The organism is Chitinophaga sancti, assembly GCF_034087045.1.
In the GTDB taxonomy this organism is placed as follows: Bacteria; Bacteroidota; Bacteroidia; order Chitinophagales; family Chitinophagaceae; genus Chitinophaga; species Chitinophaga sancti_B.
This window is the reverse complement of the sequence record NZ_CP139247.1, coordinates 2,740,964-2,765,653: the sequence shown is the minus strand read 5'-3', so window position 1 is coordinate 2,765,653 and position 24,690 is coordinate 2,740,964. Positions and strand designations below refer to the sequence as shown.

18 protein-coding genes are annotated in these 24,690 nt (G+C 44.7%); 11 read left to right on the top strand and 7 right to left on the bottom strand.

Annotation, left to right across the window (positions count from 1 at the left end; genetic code table 11):
- Positions 1-5 precede the first annotated feature (5 nt).
- A complete protein-coding gene (locus SIO70_RS11575; protein ID WP_320581017.1) occupies positions 6-6,050 on the bottom strand; it encodes a gliding motility-associated C-terminal domain-containing protein in 6,045 nt (2,014 codons plus the stop codon).
- Between the two features lie 525 nt (positions 6,051-6,575).
- Here SIO70_RS11575 and ahcY point away from each other — a divergent pair.
- Both ahcY and SIO70_RS11565 read left to right on the top strand, forming a co-directional pair.
- Positions 6,576-7,904: an adenosylhomocysteinase gene (gene ahcY / locus SIO70_RS11570; RefSeq protein ID WP_320581016.1), complete on the top strand. Its 1,329-nt coding sequence runs from the start codon at positions 6,576-6,578 to the stop codon at positions 7,902-7,904.
- Positions 7,905-7,986: 82 nt separating this feature from the next.
- Entirely contained in the window at positions 7,987-8,724 is a 738-nt protein-coding gene (locus tag SIO70_RS11565; protein ID WP_320581015.1) for a pyridoxine 5'-phosphate synthase, read from the top strand.
- On the opposite strand, the gene porQ is transcribed toward SIO70_RS11565, so the two are convergent.
- The 5 genes from porQ to SIO70_RS11540 all read right to left on the bottom strand — a co-directional run bounded on the left by porQ (position 8,725) and on the right by SIO70_RS11540 (position 15,558).
- Entirely contained in the window at positions 8,725-9,759 is a 1,035-nt protein-coding gene (porQ, locus tag SIO70_RS11560; protein WP_320581014.1) for a type IX secretion system protein PorQ, read from the bottom strand.
- A 128-nt stretch (positions 9,760-9,887) separates the two neighbouring features.
- On the bottom strand, positions 9,888-12,290 hold the full coding sequence (lon, locus tag SIO70_RS11555) for an endopeptidase La (RefSeq protein WP_320581013.1): 2,403 nt from the start codon (positions 12,288-12,290) through the stop codon (positions 9,888-9,890).
- A gap of 219 nt (positions 12,291-12,509) precedes the next feature.
- Positions 12,510-13,133 carry a porin family protein gene (locus SIO70_RS11550; RefSeq protein WP_320581012.1) on the bottom strand — a complete coding sequence of 208 codons (624 nt, stop codon included), beginning with the start codon at positions 13,131-13,133 and terminating at the stop codon, positions 12,510-12,512.
- Between the two features lie 163 nt (positions 13,134-13,296).
- The gene (locus SIO70_RS11545; protein ID WP_320581011.1) at positions 13,297-14,244 is read right to left on the bottom strand and encodes a hypothetical protein; all 948 of its coding nucleotides are present in this window, start codon (positions 14,242-14,244) and stop codon (positions 13,297-13,299) included.
- A gap of 54 nt (positions 14,245-14,298) precedes the next feature.
- Positions 14,299-15,558 (bottom strand): metallophosphoesterase, encoded by a 1,260-nt coding sequence (locus SIO70_RS11540; RefSeq protein WP_320581010.1) that lies wholly within the window; start codon positions 15,556-15,558, stop codon positions 14,299-14,301.
- Between the two features lie 346 nt (positions 15,559-15,904).
- On the opposite strand from SIO70_RS11540, the gene SIO70_RS11535 reads away from it, so the two are divergent.
- The 9 genes from SIO70_RS11535 (at position 15,905) to SIO70_RS11495 (ending at position 23,426) form a co-directional block, all read left to right on the top strand.
- Positions 15,905-16,585 (top strand): metal-dependent hydrolase, encoded by a 681-nt coding sequence (locus SIO70_RS11535; protein WP_320581009.1) that lies wholly within the window; start codon positions 15,905-15,907, stop codon positions 16,583-16,585.
- A gap of 95 nt (positions 16,586-16,680) precedes the next feature.
- Positions 16,681-17,502, top strand: coding sequence for an AAA family ATPase (locus SIO70_RS11530; RefSeq protein ID WP_320581008.1), 822 nt, complete (start codon positions 16,681-16,683; stop codon positions 17,500-17,502).
- The gene (locus SIO70_RS11525; protein ID WP_083720622.1) at positions 17,486-18,418 is read left to right on the top strand and encodes a ParB/RepB/Spo0J family partition protein; all 933 of its coding nucleotides are present in this window, start codon (positions 17,486-17,488) and stop codon (positions 18,416-18,418) included. The genes SIO70_RS11530 and SIO70_RS11525 overlap by 17 nt, the downstream gene beginning before the upstream one ends.
- Positions 18,411-19,139 carry a DUF5683 domain-containing protein gene (locus tag SIO70_RS11520; protein ID WP_320581007.1) on the top strand — a complete coding sequence of 243 codons (729 nt, stop codon included), beginning with the start codon at positions 18,411-18,413 and terminating at the stop codon, positions 19,137-19,139. The genes SIO70_RS11525 and SIO70_RS11520 overlap by 8 nt, the downstream gene beginning before the upstream one ends.
- 25 nt (positions 19,140-19,164) lie before the next feature.
- Positions 19,165-19,881 (top strand): 4-hydroxy-tetrahydrodipicolinate reductase, encoded by a 717-nt coding sequence (gene dapB / locus SIO70_RS11515; RefSeq protein WP_320581006.1) that lies wholly within the window; start codon positions 19,165-19,167, stop codon positions 19,879-19,881.
- 30 nt (positions 19,882-19,911) lie between these two features.
- Positions 19,912-20,337 carry an Rrf2 family transcriptional regulator gene (locus tag SIO70_RS11510; protein WP_320581005.1) on the top strand — a complete coding sequence of 142 codons (426 nt, stop codon included), beginning with the start codon at positions 19,912-19,914 and terminating at the stop codon, positions 20,335-20,337.
- 146 nt (positions 20,338-20,483) lie between these two features.
- Positions 20,484-21,167, top strand: coding sequence for a phosphoadenylyl-sulfate reductase (locus SIO70_RS11505; protein WP_320581004.1), 684 nt, complete (start codon positions 20,484-20,486; stop codon positions 21,165-21,167).
- Between the two features lie 69 nt (positions 21,168-21,236).
- Positions 21,237-22,145: a sulfate adenylyltransferase subunit CysD gene (cysD, locus tag SIO70_RS11500; RefSeq protein WP_083720632.1), complete on the top strand. Its 909-nt coding sequence runs from the start codon at positions 21,237-21,239 to the stop codon at positions 22,143-22,145.
- Between the two features lie 33 nt (positions 22,146-22,178).
- The gene (locus tag SIO70_RS11495; RefSeq protein WP_320581003.1) at positions 22,179-23,426 is read left to right on the top strand and encodes a sulfate adenylyltransferase subunit 1; all 1,248 of its coding nucleotides are present in this window, start codon (positions 22,179-22,181) and stop codon (positions 23,424-23,426) included.
- Between the two features lie 122 nt (positions 23,427-23,548).
- Here SIO70_RS11495 and SIO70_RS11490 read toward each other — a convergent pair whose 3' ends face one another.
- Entirely contained in the window at positions 23,549-24,502 is a 954-nt protein-coding gene (locus SIO70_RS11490; RefSeq protein WP_320581002.1) for an NAD-dependent epimerase/dehydratase family protein, read from the bottom strand.
- Positions 24,503-24,690: the final 188 nt, after the last annotated feature.

Here is a 24,690-nt window from a genome sequence, read left to right as displayed (position 1 = left end):
TTTTCTTATGATCTCTTTATGACAAGGAATCCGGTGTATTTGATCTTCTTACCCGATGCATCTGTTGCATGGATAATGAAGAAATAAGAACCATCCGGAACATCCTGATTTTTTGCACTTCCTGTATTCGCCTTTCCGTTGAAATTGTTTGAACTGTTATTATAGCCTTTCGTTGTAAATACAGTACCACCCCAACGGTTGAATACTGTTACTTCATTATCAGGATAGGAATCAATATTTTCAATGTACATCACGTCGTTGCCCAATCCATCGCCGTTTGGAGACATTGCTGGATGTACGCGCAGATTCCCGCTATTGTTGTCCTGCCATCTTCCATCAGTGATGAAACGCTCTACATAATCAGGTACGCCATCACCATCTGAATCACAATCTTTACAGATTTCAATCAGACCTGTAGCTGTGCTCAGTGAATCGAGGGTTGGTACGTTCTGTGTAGAAGTTACTGTCGCTCTGAGCAAACGCATACCAAACATTTTGTTCTTTTCCACACTATTTACCAATACCGGAATTGATGTAGAATTTGTATTTGGCATAATGAGCAACGGTGTTACTGATCCATCGTAATCCTTACCTGCAACTGCCACACTTGTGCCACTCAACAGTTCACTTTTTCCTGGTTCGTAGAACTCATAGTAGATGGTGATGATACGAGAGCTGGCGCGGGTCATAGACAGTTCGAACGGCAGTGGTACACCTGTTGTATCAAATGGTACTACGACGGAGAACTGACTCTTGCTAAATGATATTTTCAGCGTGTCATTATCTGTTACGGAGTTCTTCACCTCACTTGCCAGACCTACATAGTAAGCAGGACCACTGCTCAACGGATCGTATTCCTGTATGGTTGCCTGTACCCATCCATCATCGTCATTCAGTTGGTTGTCGTCAACTACCACGGTGAAGGAAGTTTCCTGTGCACCCGCAGGCAATGTTACAACTACTTTGTTGCCAGATGTTGTTCCTCCATGGATGGTCGTCGTTCTATACACATCGCTCGTTACTGCTACTGTGATAGGCAGATCCAGGTTGATAGACTTCGTAGTTCTTAAGTAGAATTTCACAGAGTCGCCTTCTGCAATCGTACTGGTAGATGCAAACAGGTTTACTGAAGGTGTATCTACATTATTGTTATAAATAAATACTGTTGAAATAGATGCACTGGCGCTCAGCGGCCAGGTTACCAGCGGAATGTTGGAGGTGACACCAGCCAATGCAGCAGTGACATATTTGGCACTACCTGCTGTCAACAAACCGGAAGGCACTACATCAAATGTTACCATGCTGGAACCAGCAGGGATCGTAACACTACCACTCAGCGCTACGTAATCAGAACCTGCTACTGCTGTGCCTCCCACATTGTAAGTTACTTTTACATCCTGTGTAGCTACCAGTGTAGAGTCGTTGAACCTGATACGGAACTGACCGCTTGTTGATGGCTGATAAGCATCGGCAATACGTTCGATCAACATAGTACGTGCCTCTGCCTGTTCGCCTGTATCACTGCTCTCATCATCAAATACGTTCATGTACATGGTAGAACCGCTTACATACAGACTCTTCGTTGCACCACTTTGTACTGTTGTAGCACCTGTCAGATTTACCTGGAGTACCAGGTTACCCTGCAGGATAATGTCGTCTATGATATATACCGGTACTGTTACTTCAAGGCTGCCTGCAGGAATCGTAACGGTCGTTTGCACATCCTTGATATTGGTACCAGCGTAGGTAGTGGTCAGCGTTACACTTACATCTGTAGTTGATACAGCTGGCATCACCACTTTGAATGCACCGTCTGTAGCTGGTTCCGCAGCATCGGTTACTTTCTCAAGTGTGATTGGCTGACCTTCCGCATCCAGAATATTGAGCGGTGCGATGGATGCAAATGTGTATCCGGTTGCACTGTCTTTGAACTGTAATACGGTTGGACCTTCTATTTTATAATTGTTCGGTATGTTCAGGAAGAAGGTAACATAGTTACTGTCTTTCGGCAGTGTTACGAACCTTGGCAGGCCTGTATAATTTGTTGTATCGGCAGTAGATGATTCATCAGCTATTACTGTGATGATGATATCGCTCGCTGAAGTTACACTACTGTTTGCAAAACCGATGGTTACTTTGGTAGTGTTGCCTTTGTGAATGCTGCTTGAATCGATGATCATCTGTAGCTGTGTGCTGGTGCTTACATCGTCAATGTAAATATCCAGACTGTCTACCGTTACTGTGCTCATATCAGGTGTATTTCCTGATATTCTCAGCAGTTCAGAAGCTTCGATGATATTATCAGCTTTTGCAGTGATGACGAAATCAACGTGACCAGAAGTATCAATCGTTACTGTAGTTGGTACACCTGTGTAATCGCTTGCACTTGCTGCGGAGAGATTGCCTGGTGTTACATTCAAAGACACTGGTGAATACAATTTGATGCCATCAGGGAAGCTGGCTCTTACTGTATATGTACTACCTTCTTCCACATGACTGCCTTGTGATGCAGGTTCTGGTGTGAAGGTAATTTTCATATTAGCAGGATCATCAGCAGTTGCGTCTATCATGTTCAATGTCACAGAATCACTTGGATAACCTGCTGCTTCGATCAATACTACCAATGATTCATTGTCTCCTATTATATTATCAGTCAGTGCTGATACAGGAACAGGAATTGTCACTGAATTGGTTGTCAGCGTCACTGTCTGTGGCAGTCCTGCGTATCCGCTGGTAGCCTGTGAGCTATTGCCACGGCTCAGGGAGATTGTCAACGGTGCTGTAGGTACATTGCCACCTGGTAAGGAGATCGTGATGTATGCACCCGTACCACCTTCTACTATATCCGTACGATCTGTAGTGATGACAAGGCTACCTAATTCAGTTACATCCTTGATAGTGACGCTTGCGGCCTGATTTACGGTAACACCTGCAGAAAGTGTCGTTGCAGCTGTACCACCCAAAATCAATTGCTCATCGCTTTCCAGGATATTATCCTGAATGATTTTGATCGTAGTGACATTCGAAGAAGGATTCGTGGCATCGAGGGTAATCGTAGTTGAATCCAGTGTGAAGTCAGATGCATCAGCAGTAGATCCGGTTACAATCATTGGTGTGATTGTAATCGGCACTTCGGTGGTAATACCTGAAGGCAGACTGAATGTATAGGTGTATGCACTACCTTCTTCCATCGTCGTTGCACCTGGTGTGATAGACACAATCCTGTTGGCAGCATTGTCGCTGGTCGCATCCTGTATAGAGCCGGAGATGGAATTGATCGTTAATCCTGAAATTGTAGCAGTAGCTGCATTGAAAGTAAATGCTTCCGTATTTTCCAGAATATTATCTGTCAGTGCGCTAAACCCATTTGTCACCGTTTTGCTATTGACATTTGGTGGCATGTAAATCGTATTGCCGGCACCGATATAATAATCAGATGGAGAAGCTACGGTTGTACCATCAGGTGTGAGCACTATGGCCAGTGAATCGCCCGCCATGATTCCACTCTTTGCAAATGCAAGGGTGAGGTTGGAACTATTTCCTTCTTTGAGAGAAGGTGTTGTCATAGTCAGGTTCAGCACCTTATTGCCGGAGATCAATCCGGTAGTATCCTTGATCGTGATCAGACAGGAGTCTTTGATATAACCTGATGGGGAAGCAACTACATAATATGATTCGTCATTTTCCAGCAAGCTGTCTTTCACCGCTTTTACTGTGAAAGTGGTATTTGTTTTATTCTTAGCGATGGTGATAGTACTAAGCGACAATGTTGCATCGGAAGCAATTGCTTTGGATGAAACACCTCTTGCAATAGGAATGCTCATGGCAGATCCTGCCTTCAGTCCATTTGGCAACGTTACGGTCACTGTACTGGTAGCACCTTCCAGCAATGTAGCAGGAGAAGGTGTCATGATCAGTGCCATAGCAGAATCGTAATCCGCATCCTTAATTTTAAGGGTATCTCCTTTATAAGGATAAGAACGACCCGCACCTACATTATCCACTGAAGTAACATCCAGGATCAGGTATTCTGGTGTAGGACCTTCCAGTAAACCATCAGCGTAAGCTATGATATAGATGTTCGCACCAGTACCCAGTTTTGGAATGGTTACCGGACCATTATAATACCAGAAGTCAAAGTCATCTCCATCAGTCGCAGTCGATTTACTATAATTAAGATCAACGTTGACTGTGATAGGCACTTCGGTACTCACGCCATCAGGTAGCTGGAACCGCACATAGCCTTCATAACCTTCCGTCATCGGATTGACGGAGGTTGGATTCACCAGGCTCGAAACGATTTTCGCATATGCAGCATTATAGTATGTACTATCGTTGATAGTCAAATTTTGCTGGCCTGTCACGTCAATACCTAATATGGTGCCCTTGAACTGCAATACCAGGTTCTCTGTATTTTCCAACACTTTATCGGATTTGGCAGAGATGGTAAAGTCAGAACTATACGTACTGTTTGCAGGGATGGTGATGGAAGTAGGTACGACATAATCGGTATCACCTGCGGTAGAAGAAGTATGTGTAGAGAAACTTACCACTACATCTTCAGGAGAAGTAGAGGTCAGTTTCAATCTTGCTTTTGTAGCGTTACCTTCCAGGATAGCGGTGCTATCCATGGTGAGGGTCATACCACGGGCTTCATCATCTACAATGGTGAAATCACACTGTGATGTACCGGATATGGAGATCAGGTCCGTACAGGTCGCCGTCAGTTTGAGGCGTAGGGTACGACTGTATTGCAACTGGTCGTTGCCTATGATATGAAGGTTAGGGATCTTTACGGTTTTGGCAGTCGTATAGTCACCTGCAGGAATCAGTACTCCCTGTTCTGCCAGGGTAAAGTCGGTACCTCTTACAGCTGGATGTGTGTAACTATAAGTTGAGTCGTACTGTAATAAAACATAAACCGGGGCATTGAGTTTGCCACCGGACACTTTTAACGTTACGCTTGAATCAATATGTTCACCCTGTGCTGCACTTCCTTCATTGGTAGACAGGGTAGCACTCGAGAACTGTACCGACACATTGCCCCATCCCGTAACAGGAATGGAATCGACCATCGCTGCTACTGTATCGAACTCCGTCTTGGTAGTACCATAACCGGATAATACACGGAAAGTCCTGTAATTCACAGGAGTAGCTGTAAAGTTGTTGTCGTAGATCGGCATAGTACGCATGATACCCATAGAACGACCACGACCATCCACCCCATCAGCAACTACGTTGTGCGGGTATAATCCATCATCATCGAGGTAGAACCTGTTTTCAGGAATGGATGCTTCCCAGGATTTGAATTTCCTGTACATGCGATACACATGGCTACGGGGAGATTCTGCTGTTTCAGAGCAGGCAGCATCTCTGTACATACCAATGGTAGTCGTATCGCTATTGATAAATCCATATCCACATTTACTGGCTTCATCCGGATCGGCGGTAGCATTTGGTCCCATTACCACCTGCTCAGACAGATAGAACAAAACGCTGGTGTAGTCGTTCGTACTTACCTGAGGCATGTGCATAACATAATCCAGGAAGAAGTAACTGGTATTCTTTACATAAGTAATAATACAGGTCACAGTACCCGTTTGTCCCGTTGGATACTTGTAATATGGATCGAGAATAGTACCTACTACATGAACTTTATAAGGATCGGCGTAAGAACCGGTACCAGATATAGGAGAGACATAACAACTGGTAGGCGCCTTTGGGGTCGTTTCGTCTGTCATGTGTGACAGATTCTTAAAATCGAAAAAAGCCCTCATACCCAGAGAACTATCTGCCCGGTTGTAGCTTTCTGTAAGACCATTGCGGGTCACCACGATGCTACCATCGGTATAGATATCGATCTTCAGGTCTTTAGAACCGCTGGCACCCCCTGTAGGATTGATAGTAGCCTTTACAGTCTGCGCGATAACCTGACTCTGACTGCATATCAATAATAAAAGTGCTGCAAAGAACATCCTTTTAAGTGTATGTGACACTTTCCGGGGTGTGGCAGTTGCATTCCTTTTCACAGAATTGGGAAGCTTGAACATAGTAAAGCGTGTAAAGTTCTATAATCCATCTAATTTCTTTAGTCAGCCATGTTTCAACCATTAGAGAAATGGCCAAAAGCCTTCACGAAAATGCAAAAAGGCATGGTAATGAAAACGTTACCTGCAACAGTATTGTAGGGAATGAGGGATTGGAACACGATGCTGATTCACGAAAGGCAATTAATCAATCATTCACTGTACATCACACTGCACTATAAGATAACCATAATATATCGAAATACAAACATATTCAATATTCCATATTTAGACAAAATATTTTATATTAATTGTTAATATGTACGTACCATAAATGGGGATAACTATCTCTCCTGGTTCAGGATCATGTTATTGCGAATTCACATATTTATCCACATTCCATTATTTTAAGGTAAAATCGGTGGTATTTTAACGGAGCCTGATAATCTGTTTCAAAAAAACGCTTGTTCTGTTTTCCACAATAAAAAAAGAACAAATGCATTGTTTTTACCCATAAAATAAATTTAGATTTGCAAAAAACAAGTAATAATGTCTACAATAGCTAAATCTAACATTGACTTTGCTCTTCCTTATAAAGTAAAGGATATGTCTCTGGCAGAGTGGGGACGTAAAGAAATCGAGCTGGCGGAAGCTGAGATGCCAGGTCTGATGTCGCTGAGAGAAGAATATGGTAACAGCAAGCCACTGCAAGGTGCGCGTATTGCTGGTTGCTTACATATGACCATCCAGACAGCTGTGCTGATCGAAACCCTGGTACACCTGGGTGCTGAAGTACGCTGGAGCTCCTGTAATATCTTTTCTACCCAGGATCACGCTGCTGCCGCTGTTGCTGCTGCAGGTGTACCTGTATTTGCATGGAAAGGTCTGAACGAACAGGAATTTGACTGGTGTATCGAACAGACCCTGTTCTTCGGTGGTGCTGACCGTCCGCTGAACATGATCCTGGATGACGGTGGTGACCTGACAAACATGGTGTTTGACAAATACACTGAACTGATCCAGCACGTGAAAGGGCTGAGCGAAGAAACTACTACCGGTGTACACCGTTTATATGAGCGTATGCAGAAAGGTACTTTGCCTATTCCTGCTATCAATATCAATGACTCTGTTACCAAATCTAAATTTGATAACAAGTACGGTTGCCGCGAATCCTGTGTAGATGCGATCCGTCGTGCTACTGACGTAATGATTGCCGGTAAAGTAGCTGTTGTAGCTGGTTTCGGTGACGTAGGTAAAGGTTCTGCTGAGTCTCTGAAAGGAGCTGGTGCACGTGTGATCGTTACTGAAATCGATCCTATCTGTGCCCTGCAGGCTGCTATGGAAGGTTACGAAGTAAAGAAAATGTCTGATGCTGTAAAAGAAGCTGATATCATCGTAACCACTACCGGTTGCCGCGACATTATCACTGGCGAGCACTTCAAACTGATGAAGGATAAATGTATCGTGTCCAACATCGGTCACTTCGATATCGAAATCGACGTTGCATGGTTGAACAAGAACTATGGTAATACCAAGGTTGAAATCAAACCACAGGTAGATAAATATACTATCGATGGTAAAGACATCATCCTGCTGGCTGAAGGTCGCCTGGTAAACCTGGGTTGTGCTACCGGTCACCCATCTTTCGTGATGAGTAACTCCTTCACCAACCAGGTACTGGCTCAGCTGGAACTGTGGTTACATACTGAAAAGTATGAGAACAAAGTTTACGTACTGCCTAAGCACCTGGATGAGAAAGTTGCCCGTCTGCACCTGAAAAAGATCGGTGTGGAACTGGATATACTGACTCCAACTCAGTCTGAATACCTGAGCATTCCTGCAGAAGGTCCATATAAGCCTGATTATTACAGATATTAATAGCGTTTTTAGCGCACAAAAAAAGGGGCTGCCAGTGGTAGCCCCTTTTTGTTTTTAGTGGCTTAAAAGTTACTTTTGTTATATGACAAAATTGAGCGTAAATATTAACAAGTTTGCCACCCTGCGCAATGCCAGAGGCGGTAACCTCCCGGATATTTTGAAAGTAGCACAGGATTGTGAACGTTTTGGAGCCGACGGTATCACCGTTCACCCAAGACCAGATGAGCGCCATATCCGTTATCAGGACGTACTGGACCTGAAGCCATTAGTCACTACAGAATTCAATATCGAAGGCTATCCTTCGAAAGAATTTATCGACCTGGTCCTATCAGTAAAACCAGAGCAGGTTACACTGGTACCAGATCCCCCACATGCCATTACCTCCAATACCGGATGGGATACAATTGCTAATCAGTCATTTCTGAAAGAAGTGATTGGTACGTTCAAAGCCGCTGGTATCAGGGTATCTATCTTCCTGAATGCAGAACCTGAAAAAGTAGAAGCTGCTAAAACTGCCGGTGCTGACAGGATTGAATTGTACACCGGTCCTTATGCAGAGGAATTTACCAATGCAAGAACTCAACAACAGAACTTCCAACTCCTGAACGATTATAAGAATACTGCCCGTGCTGCTACCGCTATCGGGTTGGATATCAACGCAGGCCACGATTTAAACCTGGACAACCTGCGCTTCTTCAAGCTGCATATTCCCCAGCTGAAAGAAGTATCCATCGGTCATGCATTAGTATGTGATGCGCTCTACCTGGGGCTGGAAAACACGATTCAATTGTATAAGCGACAACTGAAGGTCACTGAGTAATTAATAACTCCATTCCTTCAGGGGCAAATTTATTCCAAACTGGTTCAGCGCAGCACTGCGCTGATACCAGGCCCTCGCATAACGAAGCTGGATCTTCCTCGTCACCACTCCTACCCCTGCCGAAAACCCACTCAACCCCCTTAACTGAGGATCTGATAATTCCTGTCTCCGCAAATGATTGTACCCCGCCGTCAGCGTCACAAAACGCCCGATTTCCCAATGTGCAGCCAGTACAAAATGCCTGAATATTTTATCTACTGCCTGTCCACTTGTTTTTACCGTATCACCGTTGGTAATTAAGCTGCTTTCCTGGAATCCGGGATCTGCATAACGCACGTCGTATTGATAAATGTGATGGAGGGTGGCGGATAACTGTAATGGAAGCTGATTCAGCTTTTTTGAAATACCTACCTGTAAATCAAAAGGTAGTGGCTCCTGGTTGCCAGGGGTATAAGTACTGAGCTGTACCCCCATATTTTTTGCCAGGAACCCTGCCTGCCAATGGTGGGTAGTGTCTTCGTAGGTAAGGCCAAAATGTAATACAAGACCTGTGGAATTGTATTGCTGGTAGCGGGATTGTACGAATTGCAAGGTGGCTCCATAGTGCCATCTTTCTAAATACTGACGGGAGGCAGTCACCTGGATGGCCATATCGCGGGGCCGAAAAGCCCCCTGGATACTGCCGGTTGCATCTGTTTGTGTAATGGAGCCGTAGTCAATATATTGAATGCCAGCGGCAAAGGTGGTTTGCAACTGATCTGAATGATAACCAAACAACGCATGGCCATACAGTACATCCGCAAAATAACTGGTATAATTGAGTTGGAGATTTGTATGCATATCCGGACGTAATAACGCCGGGTTCAGTGTAGAAAGTGCAATGTCATTACCCAGCTGGCTTACATTGATACTGCCAAGGGAAGTTTGTGCCGGAGATACCGGAAGGTCTAAGAATGCAAAGGTGGCTTTTCCTCCCAGTACCTGGGCAAAAGAGGATTGGGTAAGGAACAGGAATAGGAATATGATTCGGTACATTCAGACAAATATACAAAAACAATAAGGCCATTCTGCCGGGGAGCAGCATGGCCTTACTTTAAACCCTTAAAACAATCAACATATATCCATCACCGGTCCCAACTGTGAAAAGGGCCGGCGTAGACTTGTTACTTTTTTAATAACGCAATATCGATCACTTGGTTCATTTCTTTTACAAAATGGAACTTTACCCCTTTGATATAATCGGGATTAATTTCCTTGATATCCTTTTCATTCTGCCAACAGAGGATAATTTCTTTAATCCCCGCCCTTTTGGCAGCTAAGATCTTTTCCTTTATACCTCCCACTGGCAATACCTGTCCGCGGAGGGTGATTTCGCCCGTCATAGCCAGGTAGGATTTCACCTTTCTGCCTGTGAATGCGGAAGTTAATGCTGTGAGCATGGTGATACCTGCACTTGGACCATCCTTTGGTACAGCGCCTTCAGGTACGTGAATGTGTACATTCTTTTCCCTGAACTGCTTTGAATTAATATTGAACTGGTGAGAGTTTGCCTGCAGATAGCTCAATGCCGTGCTGGCAGATTCCTTCATCACATTGCCCAGGTTACCCGTCATCTGCAGATCGCCCTTGCCTTCACTAAGACTGCTTTCGATGAAGAGAATATCTCCACCTACATAGGTCCAGGCCAGACCAACAGCTACCCCGGGCGGATTACCCACCTTGTAAATTTCGTTGGAATAGCGGGCCTTACCCAGTATTTCTTCTACATGTTCTTCGGTCAGACTGTCTGGTACCTCTTCTTCCAGTGCTACATCCTTGGCAAGGGAGCGCATAATGGACGCCATTTGTCTGTCCAGCTCACGCACACCACTTTCACGGGTATAATCCTGGATGATCCTGTCAAGCACACTGTTGCTGATCCTCATTTTCAGCTGCTTGAGGCCATGGGCTTCTTTCTGCTTAGGAACCAGGTGGCGCTTGGCAATTTCTACTTTTTCCTCGATGGAGTAGCCACTCAGGTCAATGATTTCCAGGCGGTCACGCAGCGCAGGGCTGATGGCGTTGATATCATTGGCTGTCGCGATGAACAGGACCTTGCTCAGGTCATATTCCAGCTCCAGGTAGTTGTCGTAGAAGGTACCGTTCTGCTCAGGATCCAGTACTTCCAGCATAGCGGAACTTGGATCGCCACGGTGATCGTTGCCAATCTTATCGATTTCGTCCAGTATCATCACCGGGTTAGAGGTCTTTACCTTGCGGATGCTCTGCAAGATACGGCCAGGCATCGCCCCGATGTAAGTCTTACGATGACCACGGATCTCGCTTTCGTCATGCAGACCACCAAGGCTGAGACGTACATATTTACGGCCAATGGCACTGGCGATGGAACGACCGAGAGAGGTCTTACCAATACCCGGAGGGCCTACAAAGCAAAGAATGGGTGACTTCATGTCACCTTTCAGCTTCAGTACGGCCAGGTATTCAAGGATACGCTCCTTGATCTTGTCCATGCCATAATGATCATTGTCCAATATCTTTTTCGCCTTTTTAAGGTCGTAGCTGTCTTCGGTATAATCCTGCCATGGCAGGTCCAGCATCAGGTCCAGGTGGTTGTACACCACGGAGTAGTCAGGTGTGCTGGGGTGCATACGCTCCAGTTTTTCAATTCCTTTGCGGAAAAGTTCACCGGCAGCTTCTGTCCATTTTTTCTTCTCTGCTTTGCGCTGGAGTTCCTTTACTTCACGGTCATTGCTGTCACCTCCCAGTTCTTCCTTGATGGATTTGAGCTGTTGCTGCAGGAAGTATTCACGTTGTTGTTTGTCAAGATCCGCCTTCGTTTTGTTGGTGATCTTGTTTTTCAGTTCTGCCAGCTGTAGTTCTACCTGCAACAGTTTGAGCAGGAGTTCTGCACGGGTACGCAGGTTATTGATTTCCAGCAGCTGCTGTTTTTCTTTCAGGTCGCAGTTCAGATTAGACGAGACAAAGTGCACCAGGAACGATTCATTTTCAATATTCTTGAGAATGATGCTGGCTTCTGATGGCAGATTCGGGGACAACTGAATAATTTGTCCTGCCAGGTCCTTGATAGTAGAGATGTATGCGTCAAACTCAGGATCGTCTGTTACAATCTCGTCGTTGAGTATATCGATACGTGCCTTGAAGTATGGATCTTCTGCAACGATCTCACTGATTTTAAATCTTTTGCGCCCTTGTATGATGATGGTAGTACCCCCATCAGGCATTTTGATCAGTTTTACGATACGCGCTACTGTCCCTACCTCTGCCAGATCGGCAATGATAGGATCTTCCACTGTGCTATCTTTCTGAGCGACTACGCCAATGAGTTTATCACCACGATAGGCATCGTTTACAGCTTTAATGGATTTATCTCTGCCAACCGTGATGGGCAATACCACACCAGGGAAAAGTACCGTATTTCTCAAAGGTAAGAGAGCTAGCTCCTCGGGTATATTATCTTCTTCCTGCCCCTCCCCGTCTTCATTTAGCGGGATGATTGGCATGAATTCCATTTCCTCTTCTGAATTCGTTAAGTAAAATCTATTCATCTCCGTAATTTAAATTCAAAAAGTAGCCATTTTGTCAGCCAGTGGCTATTCTTTTCGCCTTTTTTCTAAGCATAGGTATATTGTCAAGTTTAATGCCACGAAAAAGGAAAAGGGCCTTCTATTATTAATATACGTAATACCGTTTCGATTAAGTTTAAAATAAAAAACTCGCTTTTACTAGTTGTAAAAGCGAGTTTTTTATAGGAAGATAACAGGTGCTTACAAGGTAACACCCACACCCAGTTGAATCGCCTGATTCTTCCAGTTGCCAGTGTTGGATACATCGCTCACATTCTTCACATCAGTGAAGCCTACAATGTAACGGGCACTGATGTTTACGATAGGCAGCTGGATCCACAGACCCGCTACACCGGAAACATCGCCACCATTGAAGGCATCGTCTGCACCTTTGAATACATTTTTGTCAGATACCAGTGCACTGAACTGAGGACCTACCTGCAGTTTGATACGGGGAGTACCCAGGTTAAAGTTTGCCAGGATCGGAATACTCAGGTAGTTCAGACTGATCTTCTTATTGTTGTTAGATGGATCATTCAGGTTATCTGGATTATACACCTCACTAAAGTCGCTGGTTGTTTTAGTTTTAGTAGAAGAGAAGATCAACTCACCCTGTACACCAAAACCTTTAGTCAGGTTGATCTGTGCAAAACCACCCAGGTGGTAGCCAAGGTTAAAACCATCTTTGTAGCCTTTACCATCCAGTTTACCCAGATTGGCACCGCCTTTCAGACCAAAACGTAAGAATCCGGACTGGGCGTTAACAGTTGTAGAAGAGAATGCAGTTACACACAGTACTGCCACGGCGAAAAACAGTTTTTTCATATAGTGTTTTTTTTTCAACAAGGTTTTTAAGTAAACGGATAAATGGTTTTTCTATTATTTACAAGACGAGCCACAAAAAAAATACCCCTACGCCGACATAGCGAAGCGAGCAAATTTTATGCTAAAATTCTTATCGTATGAAAATGTGAAGGAAACAGGAAGCCTATTTTTTTAATGTATAGGCTACGCGTGCAGTGAAGTAGCTTACAATTTTCTTATCCTGCCCCTGGAATGGTTGGAATACAGTGAAGGATGGTGCTAATGTAAATTTACCTAAGATATAGGAGGTACTTACTGTTACATCCAATGCCCGCACTTCAAATCCTTTTTTGGACGAGCGTTCCGCCTCAGGACGAAATATTTCCTGCGGCCCATCACCCTTCATCCAGGGAGAACGGGAGATATATTGAAATGCACGTAAGTTGCTGTAATAATGGGCGGTACCCATTGTCAGTCCCATTGAAGGAGTGAATAGAAGGGCATCGTCCTTTTTCAGTACATCCACAAAAATAAATGGATGACGGATGGCTGCTACGATATTAAAATCATTGCCAGATATGTTGCGGGAAGGCGCAGGTTCACCGTTCTGACCTTTCGGTCCGGTCACTTCTTCAAAACTTCCCCAACCGAAATCCAGGCTGACACCAGGTTGTATCCACCAGTCACGGTAATAGAAGTAAGCGAATAATTCATTATTAATAGGTGTAGCAGGAACGTCGGCAGAATCAGCAAAAATATACCGGGTATAGGATATACCAGTCAAAAAATGCTTACTCTTTGAATAATCGTACCCGGCAGAAAAATCCCATTCAAACCATGGCGTACCAATTGAGTTGAACAGGTAATAATTACTGAAAGTACCATAAAAGCCACTTTTATGGTAATATCCAACTGTAGGAGACAGGAAGGTTTTCATAACCACTGGTCGTTCTCCATTGTTCACTTTACTACCGTATGCAGGGTTGTTACCATATCCCAGCCCTACTATCAATTCACTTTTCTCCCGCTTTTTCAGCAAGGAGTCAAGTTGCTTTTCCAGTTCGGCAAGGGACTGGCTCCATACAGCCTGACTACAAAACAGAAATAAGAAAATACAAAAGCAGCGGCGCATGCACGTAGCGTTTAACTTAGCTGCAAGATAAGTGAAATAAATTAACAATGCTGTTTACACGAGTTCAATCACGGTTATTTCGGGCAGGATACCCACTCTGCCAGGGTATCCGAGAAAGCCAAAACCACGATTTACATACAATCGCTGGTTCCCTTCTCTGTACAATCCTGCCCACTCTTTAAAGACGAAACGGGAAGGACTCCATTTAAATCCGGGAATTTCGACGCCGAATTGCATGCCATGGGTATGTCCTGCCAGCATCAGATCAATATCGGGGTATTCTGTTCTGACCTGTGCATCCCAATGGGTGGGATCATGTGACATTAATATTTTAAAGGGCAGATTTTCAGCTCCTTCATAAGCTTTCTTCAGATCACCGTATTTGGGGAAACGGGCCATTGCACTCCAGTTCTCAATACCCAGCAAACCAATTTGTTGCCCAGCCTTTTCCAGCACTACATGTTCATTCATCATCAGGCGCCAGCCCATATCGGCATGTACCTGTTTCAGGGCTTCGAGGTTTTGCATACGGAGGTGGCTAAAACCGCTGGCATCTTTATCTGGCCATGCGTGATAATCGCCATAGTCATGGTTACCCAATGTAGAATAAACTCCCATAGGAGCCTTTATCTGGCTAAACAGGGATTTATATTGATCCATTTCTTCCGCCAGCTCGTTTACCAGGTCGCCCGTAAACAACACGATATCAGCCTTTTGTGCATTGATCATTTCCACCCCCTTGCGTACAGCGTCATAATTATCAAAGCTACCAGAGTGAATATCAGAGATTTGTAATATTCTCAGCCCTTTAAAAGCTGGTGGCAGATTTTTGAAGGCAAGCCTCATCTGCCTCACCTTATAATTATACTTATTGGAGAGGCCATATATGAAGGTGGCGAACATGCCCCCACCAGTGATCAATGCTAACTGGGTGAGAAAACGGGAGCGGGAAATACCTCTCACAGTCATTTCACTTGGAGCAGGTGCAGAAAACCGTTGTATAATCCAGGTAACTCCCCTGCGCAGGTCATCTAATAATAAGAAGACGGCCACCAGCAACTTGGCGAACACTACGGCAAATATGATGGTGAGTATATACCCCTTCAGATGTTTGGACCAATCCTCCCAATGGAGGTAAGGCAAGAGCATCACCAGGAGTAATACCAATGCCGAGATGACCCAGTAGGTAGTAAAAGCAATGGTTTTTAAACGGGCGGCCGCACCGTAAAAGACGGCCCTGATGGCCATAAATACATATAAATCAAGTAAAAATAGTAGCCCGGCTAGTATGAATGTGTTTAATCCTGCGCGCATCTGCTTATCTTATTCTTATTAAATTAGTCTTGCAAAAATAGTGCGACCCTTGCTAAAAATAGGTAGACGAATGAGCGTGGAACATATTGCATGGAACATTACTTTTTTTCTATTTCATTTAACATTATGTACTAAACAACTGAATTTCAATATATTAACAATCAAAAGAGTGCAGTTCTGTGAATAAATAAATAAACCCCCTCCGTTGAATTTTCTTTAATCGTTGTATTTTTGTCGAACTTGGGTTAATTATATATACTAATGAATAATACAGTGGCATTGAATTTGCAGACTGGCGTATTCTAATATATTGATTGTTAAGGCATAAAGACACTCTGGAAAAGATATGAAGCTTACATTTTACGGTCATTCCTGTTTTGCAGTAGAAATAAAGGGTAAAAAGATAGTTTTTGACCCGTTTATCACTTACAACGAATTAGCGAAGTCTGTTGACGTTAATACGCTGGAAGCTGACTACATATTTATGTCACATGGTCATGAAGATCATATTGCTGATCTCGTTCCATTGGCTAAGCGTACTCAGGCAACCGTCGTAGCTGTACCCGAAGTGTTAGGCTGGACCAAAAAACAGGGCGTGGAAAAAGGTCACCCGATGAACATAGGCGGTAAGTGGAACTTTGACTTTGGTACGGTAAAATGTGTAGTAGCTACCCATTCCAGCTCTAATCCTGATGGGTCTTATGGCGGTAACCCCGTAGGCTACGTGTTCACCACAGACGAAGGTAACTTCTATTTTTCAGGCGATACCGGGCTGACCATGGATATGCAGCTGATTCCCCGCTGGGCGAAATTAGATTTTGCAGTGTTACCACTTGGAGATAACTTCACTATGGGAGCAGAAGATGCGATCATAGCCGCAGAATTTATTGATTGTAAAAGGATTGTCGGCATACATTACGATACATTCGGTTATATAAAGATAGAGCAGGAGAAAACGAAACAACAGTTTGCCCAGGCAGGTTTGGAATTGCTATTACCCGCAATAGGAACTACTATCGATTTATAAGAATAAATATATATTACATCCATGGTGAAGGACTATTGTCCCAGCCAGGACCTATTTATTATCCTATAGTAAACCTAAGAAATACCTAATCAACAATGGCAAGAGTAATTGCAATCGCGAATCAAAAAGGTGGGGTAGGAAAGACTACCAGCGCTATTAACCTGGCAAGCAGCCTGGCAGTGCTGGAGTATAAAACACTGCTGGTGGATGCCGACCCACAGGCAAACAGCACCACCGGTTTGGGCTTTGACCTCCGCAACATACATCAAAGTTTGTATGACTGTATGGTAAACGATGGTATGGCCAAAGACGTGACGCTGGAATCGGATACGCCGAACCTGAAAGTACTCCCCTCCCATATTGATCTGGTAGGTGCTGAACTGGAGCTCATTAACCACCCGAACAGGGAACAGGTAATGAAGCAGGTAATTGACGGTGTACGGGATGAATATGACTTTGTAATAGTAGACTGCTCCCCTTCTCTGGGTCTGATCACAGTAAATGCCCTCGTGGCATCTGACTCTGTGATCATTCCGGTACAGTGTGAGTTCTTCGCACTGGAAGGTCTGGGCAAGTTATTGAATACAATAAAAATCGTTCAGAGCCGCCTGAATACAAACCTGGCCATCGAGGGTATCCTCATGACCATGTATGATGGCCGCCTCCGCCTGAGCAACCAGGTAGTGGACGAAGTGAAACAACATTTTGAAGAAAGCGTGTTCAATACCATTATTCACCGTAATACCAAACTGGGCGAAGCACCAAGCTTTGGTAAATCCGTGATCATGTACGACGCGGCAAGTACAGGTGCTATCAATTACCTGAACCTTGCCAAGGAAATACTGCAAAAGAATAATTTCACACGTATTAACCTTGAAGATAAAATATTAGCAATCAACAATGAGCAATCAGAGTAAGGGCACTCCTAATAAGAAAGAGGCGCTGGGTAAAGGTATCCGCTCGCTGCTGGCAAACATTGATACTGACCTGAAGCAAACCTCCAACGCGCTCAATGAGCAGGTGGTGGTACAGGCCACTGGTATCGAGCGTCTTCCGCTGGACCAGATTGACATCAATCCAAAACAGCCGCGCCGGGACTTCGATGAGAAGGCTTTGCAGGAACTGAGTATGTCCATTTCTTTGCACGACGTGATCCAGCCGATTACCGTGTCAAAACTGGGCCCCAAAAAGTATCAGCTGATAGCAGGTGAACGCCGTTTGCGCGCCAGCCGGATGGCAGGTCTGAAAGACATTCCTGCTTACATCCGCCAGGCCAATGACCAGGAACTGCTGGAACTGGCCCTGCTGGAAAACTTACAGCGCGAAAATCTGAACGCCATTGAAATTGGCCTGAGCTACAAACGCCTCATGGACGAGGTGATGCTCACCCAGGAACAGGTGGCTGACCGTATGGGTAAAGAAAGAAGTACGGTTACCAACTACATCCGTCTACTCAAACTACCACCAGATATCCAGGTGTCCGTAAGAAACGGACAAATCAGTATGGGGCACGCCCGTGCACTGATCGCCGTTGAAAATGTGGAAAAACAACTCTTCATCTTCAACGAGATCATGCAGAATGGCCTTTCTGTACGCCAGACTGAAGAACTGGTACGGAAAGTATCCCATATCGATAAAGGAAATGTAAAAAAACCAGCTAAGAGCACATTACCTCCTCCTTATCAGAAAATAGAAGATAACCTGGCCAGCCATTTTTCCACAAAAGTGAAACTGGATAGAAACAAGAACGGTAAAGGAAGCGTAACGATCGAGTTCTACTCCGATGAGGAACTGGATAGTATATTAGAAAAAATAGACTTATACGGTGGCTAAAAAGTCCGGAAACATACTTCATTTTTTATTGCGCATTTGTTTCCTGGCCTTGCCGGCATTATGCATTTTGCATACTGTTGCCAATGCACAGGACAGTACCAAAGCTGAATGGTTGAAAAAACAACAGCCGGATAACCGTAAAGACAGTGCCCAGCTTTTTATTACTAAGAAAGATTCATCAGCAGTAGTCAAAAAAGACTCAGTTGGACCAATCGTACAACCACCCATTCATAGTCCCCGCAAGGCCGCCCTCTACTCAGCAGTACTGCCAGGTCTGGGCCAGATCTACAACCGGGAATACTGGAAACTGCCACTCGTTTATGCGGCAATGGGTATCACTACCTACACATATATCTTCAATATGAACAAATACAGGACCTACCGCGATGCCTACCGTATACGTATGGACGGTAACGCGGATACCGTAGACGACTACGTAGGTCTGTACAGCGATGCCGGTCTGAAATACCTGCGTGACGGATACAGGGAGTATGTTGATTACTCCGTACTCGTATTCGTACTCGCATATGGCCTGAATATCCTGGATGCAACCGTATTTGCCCACCTCCGTAACTTTGACATGAGCGACGACCTGAGTATGAAGATCACCCCTACCGTGATCGATAACCGTGCACTGGGTGTAAGCGTCAAAATCAACCTCGGTGGTTCAAAAAGAAGGTCTGTAAGTTCACTGGCCTTGGCCGCTCCTACCAAATGGTAAAACATTTACAATCAACATACAAAGGATGAAAATAGCGTTAATTGGTTACGGGAAAATGGGCAAAGCGATAGAAGCCATTGCCGTTGCAAAAGGACATGAGATCGTAGCTCGTATTGATAAGGATAGCCAGGAATTACTCAATAAGGAAAACCTGCAGAAAGCCGAAGTAGCCATTGAATTTACCGGACCAGAAACTGCCTACAATAATATCCTGAAGTGTTTTGAAGCCAACGTACCTGTGATCTGCGGCAGCACCGGCTGGCTGGAAAATATGCCAAATGTAACAGCACTGTGTCTTGAAAAAAATCAGGCTTTCCTGTATGCAAGTAACTTTAGCATTGGCGTAAATATCTTCTTCGAAGTGAACAAGCGACTGGCTGAGCTAATGGCTCACCAACCACAGTACAATGTACAGATGGAAGAGATTCACCACACGCAAAAACGCGATGCGCCAAGCGGTACCGCCATCACCCTGGCGGAACAGGTGCTGGAAAAAGTAACAAGGAAACAAAACTGGGTAAATGCTGATACAACAGCACCCGCCGAACTGTCTATCATTTCCAAAAGAATAGATCCGGCACCCGGCACACATATCATCAACTATACTTCTCCTATCGACGACATCACCATCACGCATACCGCTCATTCCAGAGAAGGCTTTGCTTCAGGTGCAGTCGTAGCCGCTGAATGGATCCAGGGTAAAAAAGGAGTGTTCGGTATGAAGGATGTGTTAAGTCTGTAGTATTTAAAAAGAGGTTATCTTTGCATAAGTATGCTATCGAAAAAAACACAATACGCTTTTCATGCACTTATTCACCTGGCAGAGAATCAAGATAAAGGACCCATCCTGATATCTGAAATTGCGCAGGAAAAAAATATATCCATTAAGTTCCTGGAAAACATTTTGCTGGAGTTGAAAAACGCTGGTATTCTGGGAAGTAAAAAGGGTAAAGGCGGCGGCTATTATCTGATGAAGCCGCCAAAGGAGATAGCCCTGGCTAAAATCATCCGCCTGCTGGACGGGGCCATTGCCCTGCTGCCATGTGTGAGCCTGAACTACTATGAACGTTGTGAAAATTGTAAAGATGAGGCGGTTTGCGGGCTCAATGAGGTGATGAGTAAAGTGCGGGATGCTTCCCTGAAAATTCTGGAAAACAAGACTTTAAAAGATATCCTAACCAGACAGGTTACCCTCTAATTAACTGATTATCAATTGAATCCCGCTACATTACGTAGCGGGATTCTTTTTTAAGTATAGTTTATTAAAATAAAGTCTATCTTTTTTATAGAGTTTATGTAATTTTGTTAAATCAGTAAGAAGCTAAGGAAGTTTTTTTTATTAAGATGAAAGACATCAGACAAGCAATCGAAGGCCTTGATGCACCAGCAGCAATGGCCTGGCTGGCAGCAGCGTTTCCTGGAGCCGTGGCATTTTCCACCTCCTTCGGACAAGAAGATCAGGTCATTGCCGACATGATCTGGCGCCACAAGATCCCTGTAAGGGTTTTTACTTTGGATACGGGACGTCTCTTCCAGGAGACCTACGATCTTATGGATCTGACCCGCGCCCGCTACAAACAAAACTTTGAAGTTTACTTCCCTGAAACCTCAAGTGTCGAATCGCTGCTCAGGGAAAAAGGTCCCAACAGCTTTTACGAGTCGGTGGAAAACCGCAAGGAATGCTGTAACATCCGCAAAGTAGTGCCGCTGAACAGGGCACTGCAAGGGGTGAAAGTCTGGATCACAGGTCTGCGGGCCGAGCAATCGGAAAACCGTCAGTCTCTCCACGACATTGAATGGGACGAAAGCCGACAGCTTTATAAATACCAGCCACTGATCAACTGGTCATTTGACCAGATGCTGGATTACCTGAAAACGAACAACGTACCTTATAATAAGCTCCACGACAATGGTTTTATCAGCATTGGCTGTGCACCTTGTACCAGGGCCATTGAACCAGGAGAACATCCTCGCGCCGGTCGCTGGTGGTGGGAACTCTCCAAAAAAGAATGTGGCTTGCACGGATAAAGGATTACGTGTATTTTTCAGTTAAAATTTAAGGTCCCATTTGCGGGATGCGCAGTTAAACCAAGATATATGAGTAATAAAATACAGTGGGAGTTTCCGCAGGCATTGGAAGATGAGGCCATCTATATTTTACGTGAAACGGCTGCTCAGTTTGAAAAGCCAGCCATCCTTTTCTCAGGTGGAAAAGATTCTATCACTATCGTAAGACTGGCTCAAAAGGCTTTTTACCCCGGTAAGTGTCCTTTTCCTTTATTGCATATCGATACAGGGCATAACTTCCCTGAAACCATCCAATTCCGTGACTGGCTTGTTGAAAGCTTAGGCCTGGACCTGGTTGTAAGAAATGTGCAGGATAGTATCAACCAGGGAAAAGTACAGGAAGAAACCGGAAAATATGCAAGCCGGAATGCACTGCAAACGGTAACCCTGCTGGATGCCATCGAAGAGATGAAGTATGATGCTTGTATAGGTGGCGCCCGCCGTGATGAGGAAAAAGCCCGTGCCAAGGAAAGGATCTTCTCTGTAAGAGATGAATTCGGTCAATGGAACGCTAAAATGCAACGTCCCGAACTGTTCGACATGCTGAATGGTAAAATCAATATCGGCGAAAATGTACGTGTATTCCCTATCTCCAACTGGACAGAGCTGGACGTATGGAACTATATACGCAGAGAAAAGCTGGAAATCCCTTCTATCTACTTCTCTCACGAAAGAGATATCATAGAAAGAGATGGCATGTATTGGCCAGCATCTCCATTCCTGAATACCACAGATGAAGAAGTGCCGTTCCGCCAGAAAGTACGTTTCCGTACCGTAGGCGATATGACCTGTACCGCTGCTGTGATTTCCGAAGCTGACAAACTGGAAGATATCATCTCTGAAATACTGGAAGCCAAGATCTCTGAAAGAGGCGCCCGTATCGATGATAAACGCTCGGAAGCCGCTATGGAAAAACGTAAACAGGCAGGTTATTTCTAAACAATTACTCTTAACATTCTGAAATTTCAATAAATGGAGGTTTTACGTATAACTACATCCGGCAGTGTGGATGACGGTAAAAGCACTTTGATAGGTAGACTGCTGTATGATACAAACTCTATCCCACAGGATAAAATGGAGGCGTTGCACGCAGCCAGCAAACGCAAAGGACTGGACTTTACTGACCTGTCCCTGCTCACTGATGGTCTGGTAGCTGAAAGAGAACAAGGTATTACCATCGATGTGGCTCATATCTACTTCTCTACGCCTAACCGTAAATATATCATTGCTGATACGCCTGGTCACGTGGAATATACCAGGAACATGGTAACCGGTGCAAGCAACGCTCAGGTATCACTGATCCTGATCGATGCCCGTAAAGGTATCGTGGAGCAGACTTACAGGCACTTCTTTATTGCCAGCCTGCTGCGCATTCCTTACCTGGTAGTATGTGTGAATAAAATGGACCTGGTTGAATATAGCGAAGCCCGTTTCAATCAGATCGTTGAAGATTTCCAGGCACTTGTAGACCAGGCAGATTACAAAGCTCCTTCTATCAAGTTCATTCCTATTTCCAGCCTGTATGGCGAGAACGTAGCCGGTAAATCTGAAAAGATCAGCTGGTACAAGGATGAATCTCTGCTGGATTACCTGGAACTGATCTCCTTCGACCATGCAGACAGCACCCACCCGGCGCGCTTTGCTGTACAGTCAGTGATCCGCCCAAGAACTGAGGCTTTCCACGACTTCCGTGGCTTTGCCGGTAAGGTAACAAGTGGTCATTTCAATGTAGGTGATGAAATCATTTCCCTGCCTTCTCAGCAGACCAGCAGGATCAAGACGATCGAACAGTTCGAAAAACAACTGGACATAGCTCAGGCTCGTGAGAGCGTGGTGATCACACTCGAAACTGAAATCGATACCAGCCGTGGCAGCATGCTCGCAAAGGTAGACAACGCCCCTGCCCTGCTCAAAGATATTACTGCAAACATTTGCTGGATGGATCAGCAAAAACTGGTACCGGGTAAAACTTACCTGCTGCAACATGGTATTAACCGTGTGAAAGCAAAGGTGCAGCAATTGCTCGAAGTGGTAGATGTAACGAGTAATCAACTGGTTGCCGATAAGAAAGACATGGGATTGAATGATATTGGTAAGATTGCAATCAGGACCGCTGCGCCGATCTTTGCAGATGCATATAGCGTAAATCCTGCAAACGGGGCGTTCATACTCATCGATGAGTTTAGTAACTCGACTGTTGCAGTTGGGTTCGTAGCATAATTTTATTTAAAAAAAGCCCCGGCTCCTTTTGGAACCGGGGCTTTTTTTAATAGAAAATCCCGCCATAAGGCAGGACTTTTCTGGATTATTCTGGTGTAGATGCTTGCCAGCGAAATCTCTTACTACCGAACCGTTTCTTTCAGGTTCTTCAGCATATCTGTCGTCATCTTTTCCATGCAATACTCCGGCTTCCAGCCCCAGTCATTTCTCGCATTTTCATCATCAATACTCTGTGGCCATCCATCGGCAATTGCCTGCCTGTAGTCAGGTGCGTAGTTAATGGTAAACTCGGGAATGTGTTTCTTTATTTCAGCAGCGATTTCTTTCGGAGAAAAGCTCATCGCACCTAAATTGTAGGAAGAACGAACCTTGATCTTGTTCTTGTCAGCCTCCATCAGTTCAATCGTAGCGCGGATCGCATCCGGCATATACATCATAGGCAGGTAAGTGCCTTCTGACAGGAAACAGGTATATTTCTTTTCTTCCAGCGCTTCGTGGAAGATCTCAATTGCATAATCAGTAGTACCACCACCCGGTGCAGACTTGTAACTGATCAGGCCTGGATAACGCAGGCTGCGTACGTCTACGCCATAACGGTGATTGTAATATTCACACCAGCGTTCACCGGCAAACTTACTGATACCATAAATGGTAGTAGGCTCGATAATGGTATGTTGTGGTGTATCTTCCTTTGGAGAATCTGGTCCGAATACGGCGATGGAACTAGGCCAGTACACCTTATCAATACCTTCTTCTTTTGCAATGTCCAGTACATTCAACAGGCTGGCCATGTTTATATGCCATGCCAGCAGCGGGTTCTTTTCGCCGGTAGCAGAGAGGATCGCCGCCAGCAGGTAGATCTGGGTAATGTTGTGACGGATCACCAGCACATGCAGCATTTCCTTGTTCATCACATCCAGAGAGACATAAGGCCCGGAACCTTTTAGTAATTCATGTTCTTCCCGAAGGTCAGAGGCAATAACATTTGCGTCGCCATACATTTTCCTGAGCGCCAGTGTCAATTCAACACCGATCTGACCACAGGCACCAATTACCAGGATTTTGTCTTTCTTCATGCTAACTCGTGATTAATTTTCAGAACGTAATATTACTGGGTTCCGCAAATATTATGATCATCTTCATAAATCGCATGACAATGCGGTAACAATCTGTGAAGGTAGCTAAAAGCATAGACAGGCCCAGTAAGCTTTTTCAATAAGTGGATTACAAATTCATGACAATGCGCTCCTTCCTCCTTATCAGA

Bases quoted from the DNA above. Each gene is read 5' to 3' on its own strand.
- SIO70_RS11575 (WP_320581017.1), bottom strand. From the start codon at position 6,050: ATGTTCAAGCTTCCCAATTCTGTGAAAAGGAATGCAACTGCCACACCC.
- ahcY (WP_320581016.1), top strand. From the start codon at position 6,576: ATGTCTACAATAGCTAAATCTAACATTGACTTTGCTCTTCCTTATAAA.
- SIO70_RS11565 (WP_320581015.1), top strand. From the start codon at position 7,987: ATGACAAAATTGAGCGTAAATATTAACAAGTTTGCCACCCTGCGCAAT.
- porQ (WP_320581014.1), bottom strand. From the start codon at position 9,759: ATGTACCGAATCATATTCCTATTCCTGTTCCTTACCCAATCCTCTTTT.
- lon (WP_320581013.1), bottom strand. From the start codon at position 12,290: ATGAATAGATTTTACTTAACGAATTCAGAAGAGGAAATGGAATTCATG.
- SIO70_RS11550 (WP_320581012.1), bottom strand. From the start codon at position 13,133: ATGAAAAAACTGTTTTTCGCCGTGGCAGTACTGTGTGTAACTGCATTC.
- SIO70_RS11545 (WP_320581011.1), bottom strand. From the start codon at position 14,244: ATGCGCCGCTGCTTTTGTATTTTCTTATTTCTGTTTTGTAGTCAGGCT.
- SIO70_RS11540 (WP_320581010.1), bottom strand. From the start codon at position 15,558: ATGCGCGCAGGATTAAACACATTCATACTAGCCGGGCTACTATTTTTA.
- SIO70_RS11535 (WP_320581009.1), top strand. From the start codon at position 15,905: ATGAAGCTTACATTTTACGGTCATTCCTGTTTTGCAGTAGAAATAAAG.
- SIO70_RS11530 (WP_320581008.1), top strand. From the start codon at position 16,681: ATGGCAAGAGTAATTGCAATCGCGAATCAAAAAGGTGGGGTAGGAAAG.
- SIO70_RS11525 (WP_083720622.1), top strand. From the start codon at position 17,486: ATGAGCAATCAGAGTAAGGGCACTCCTAATAAGAAAGAGGCGCTGGGT.
- dapB (WP_320581006.1), top strand. From the start codon at position 19,165: ATGAAAATAGCGTTAATTGGTTACGGGAAAATGGGCAAAGCGATAGAA.
- SIO70_RS11510 (WP_320581005.1), top strand. From the start codon at position 19,912: ATGCTATCGAAAAAAACACAATACGCTTTTCATGCACTTATTCACCTG.
- SIO70_RS11505 (WP_320581004.1), top strand. From the start codon at position 20,484: ATGAAAGACATCAGACAAGCAATCGAAGGCCTTGATGCACCAGCAGCA.
- cysD (WP_083720632.1), top strand. From the start codon at position 21,237: ATGAGTAATAAAATACAGTGGGAGTTTCCGCAGGCATTGGAAGATGAG.
- SIO70_RS11495 (WP_320581003.1), top strand. From the start codon at position 22,179: ATGGAGGTTTTACGTATAACTACATCCGGCAGTGTGGATGACGGTAAA.
- SIO70_RS11490 (WP_320581002.1), bottom strand. From the start codon at position 24,502: ATGAAGAAAGACAAAATCCTGGTAATTGGTGCCTGTGGTCAGATCGGT.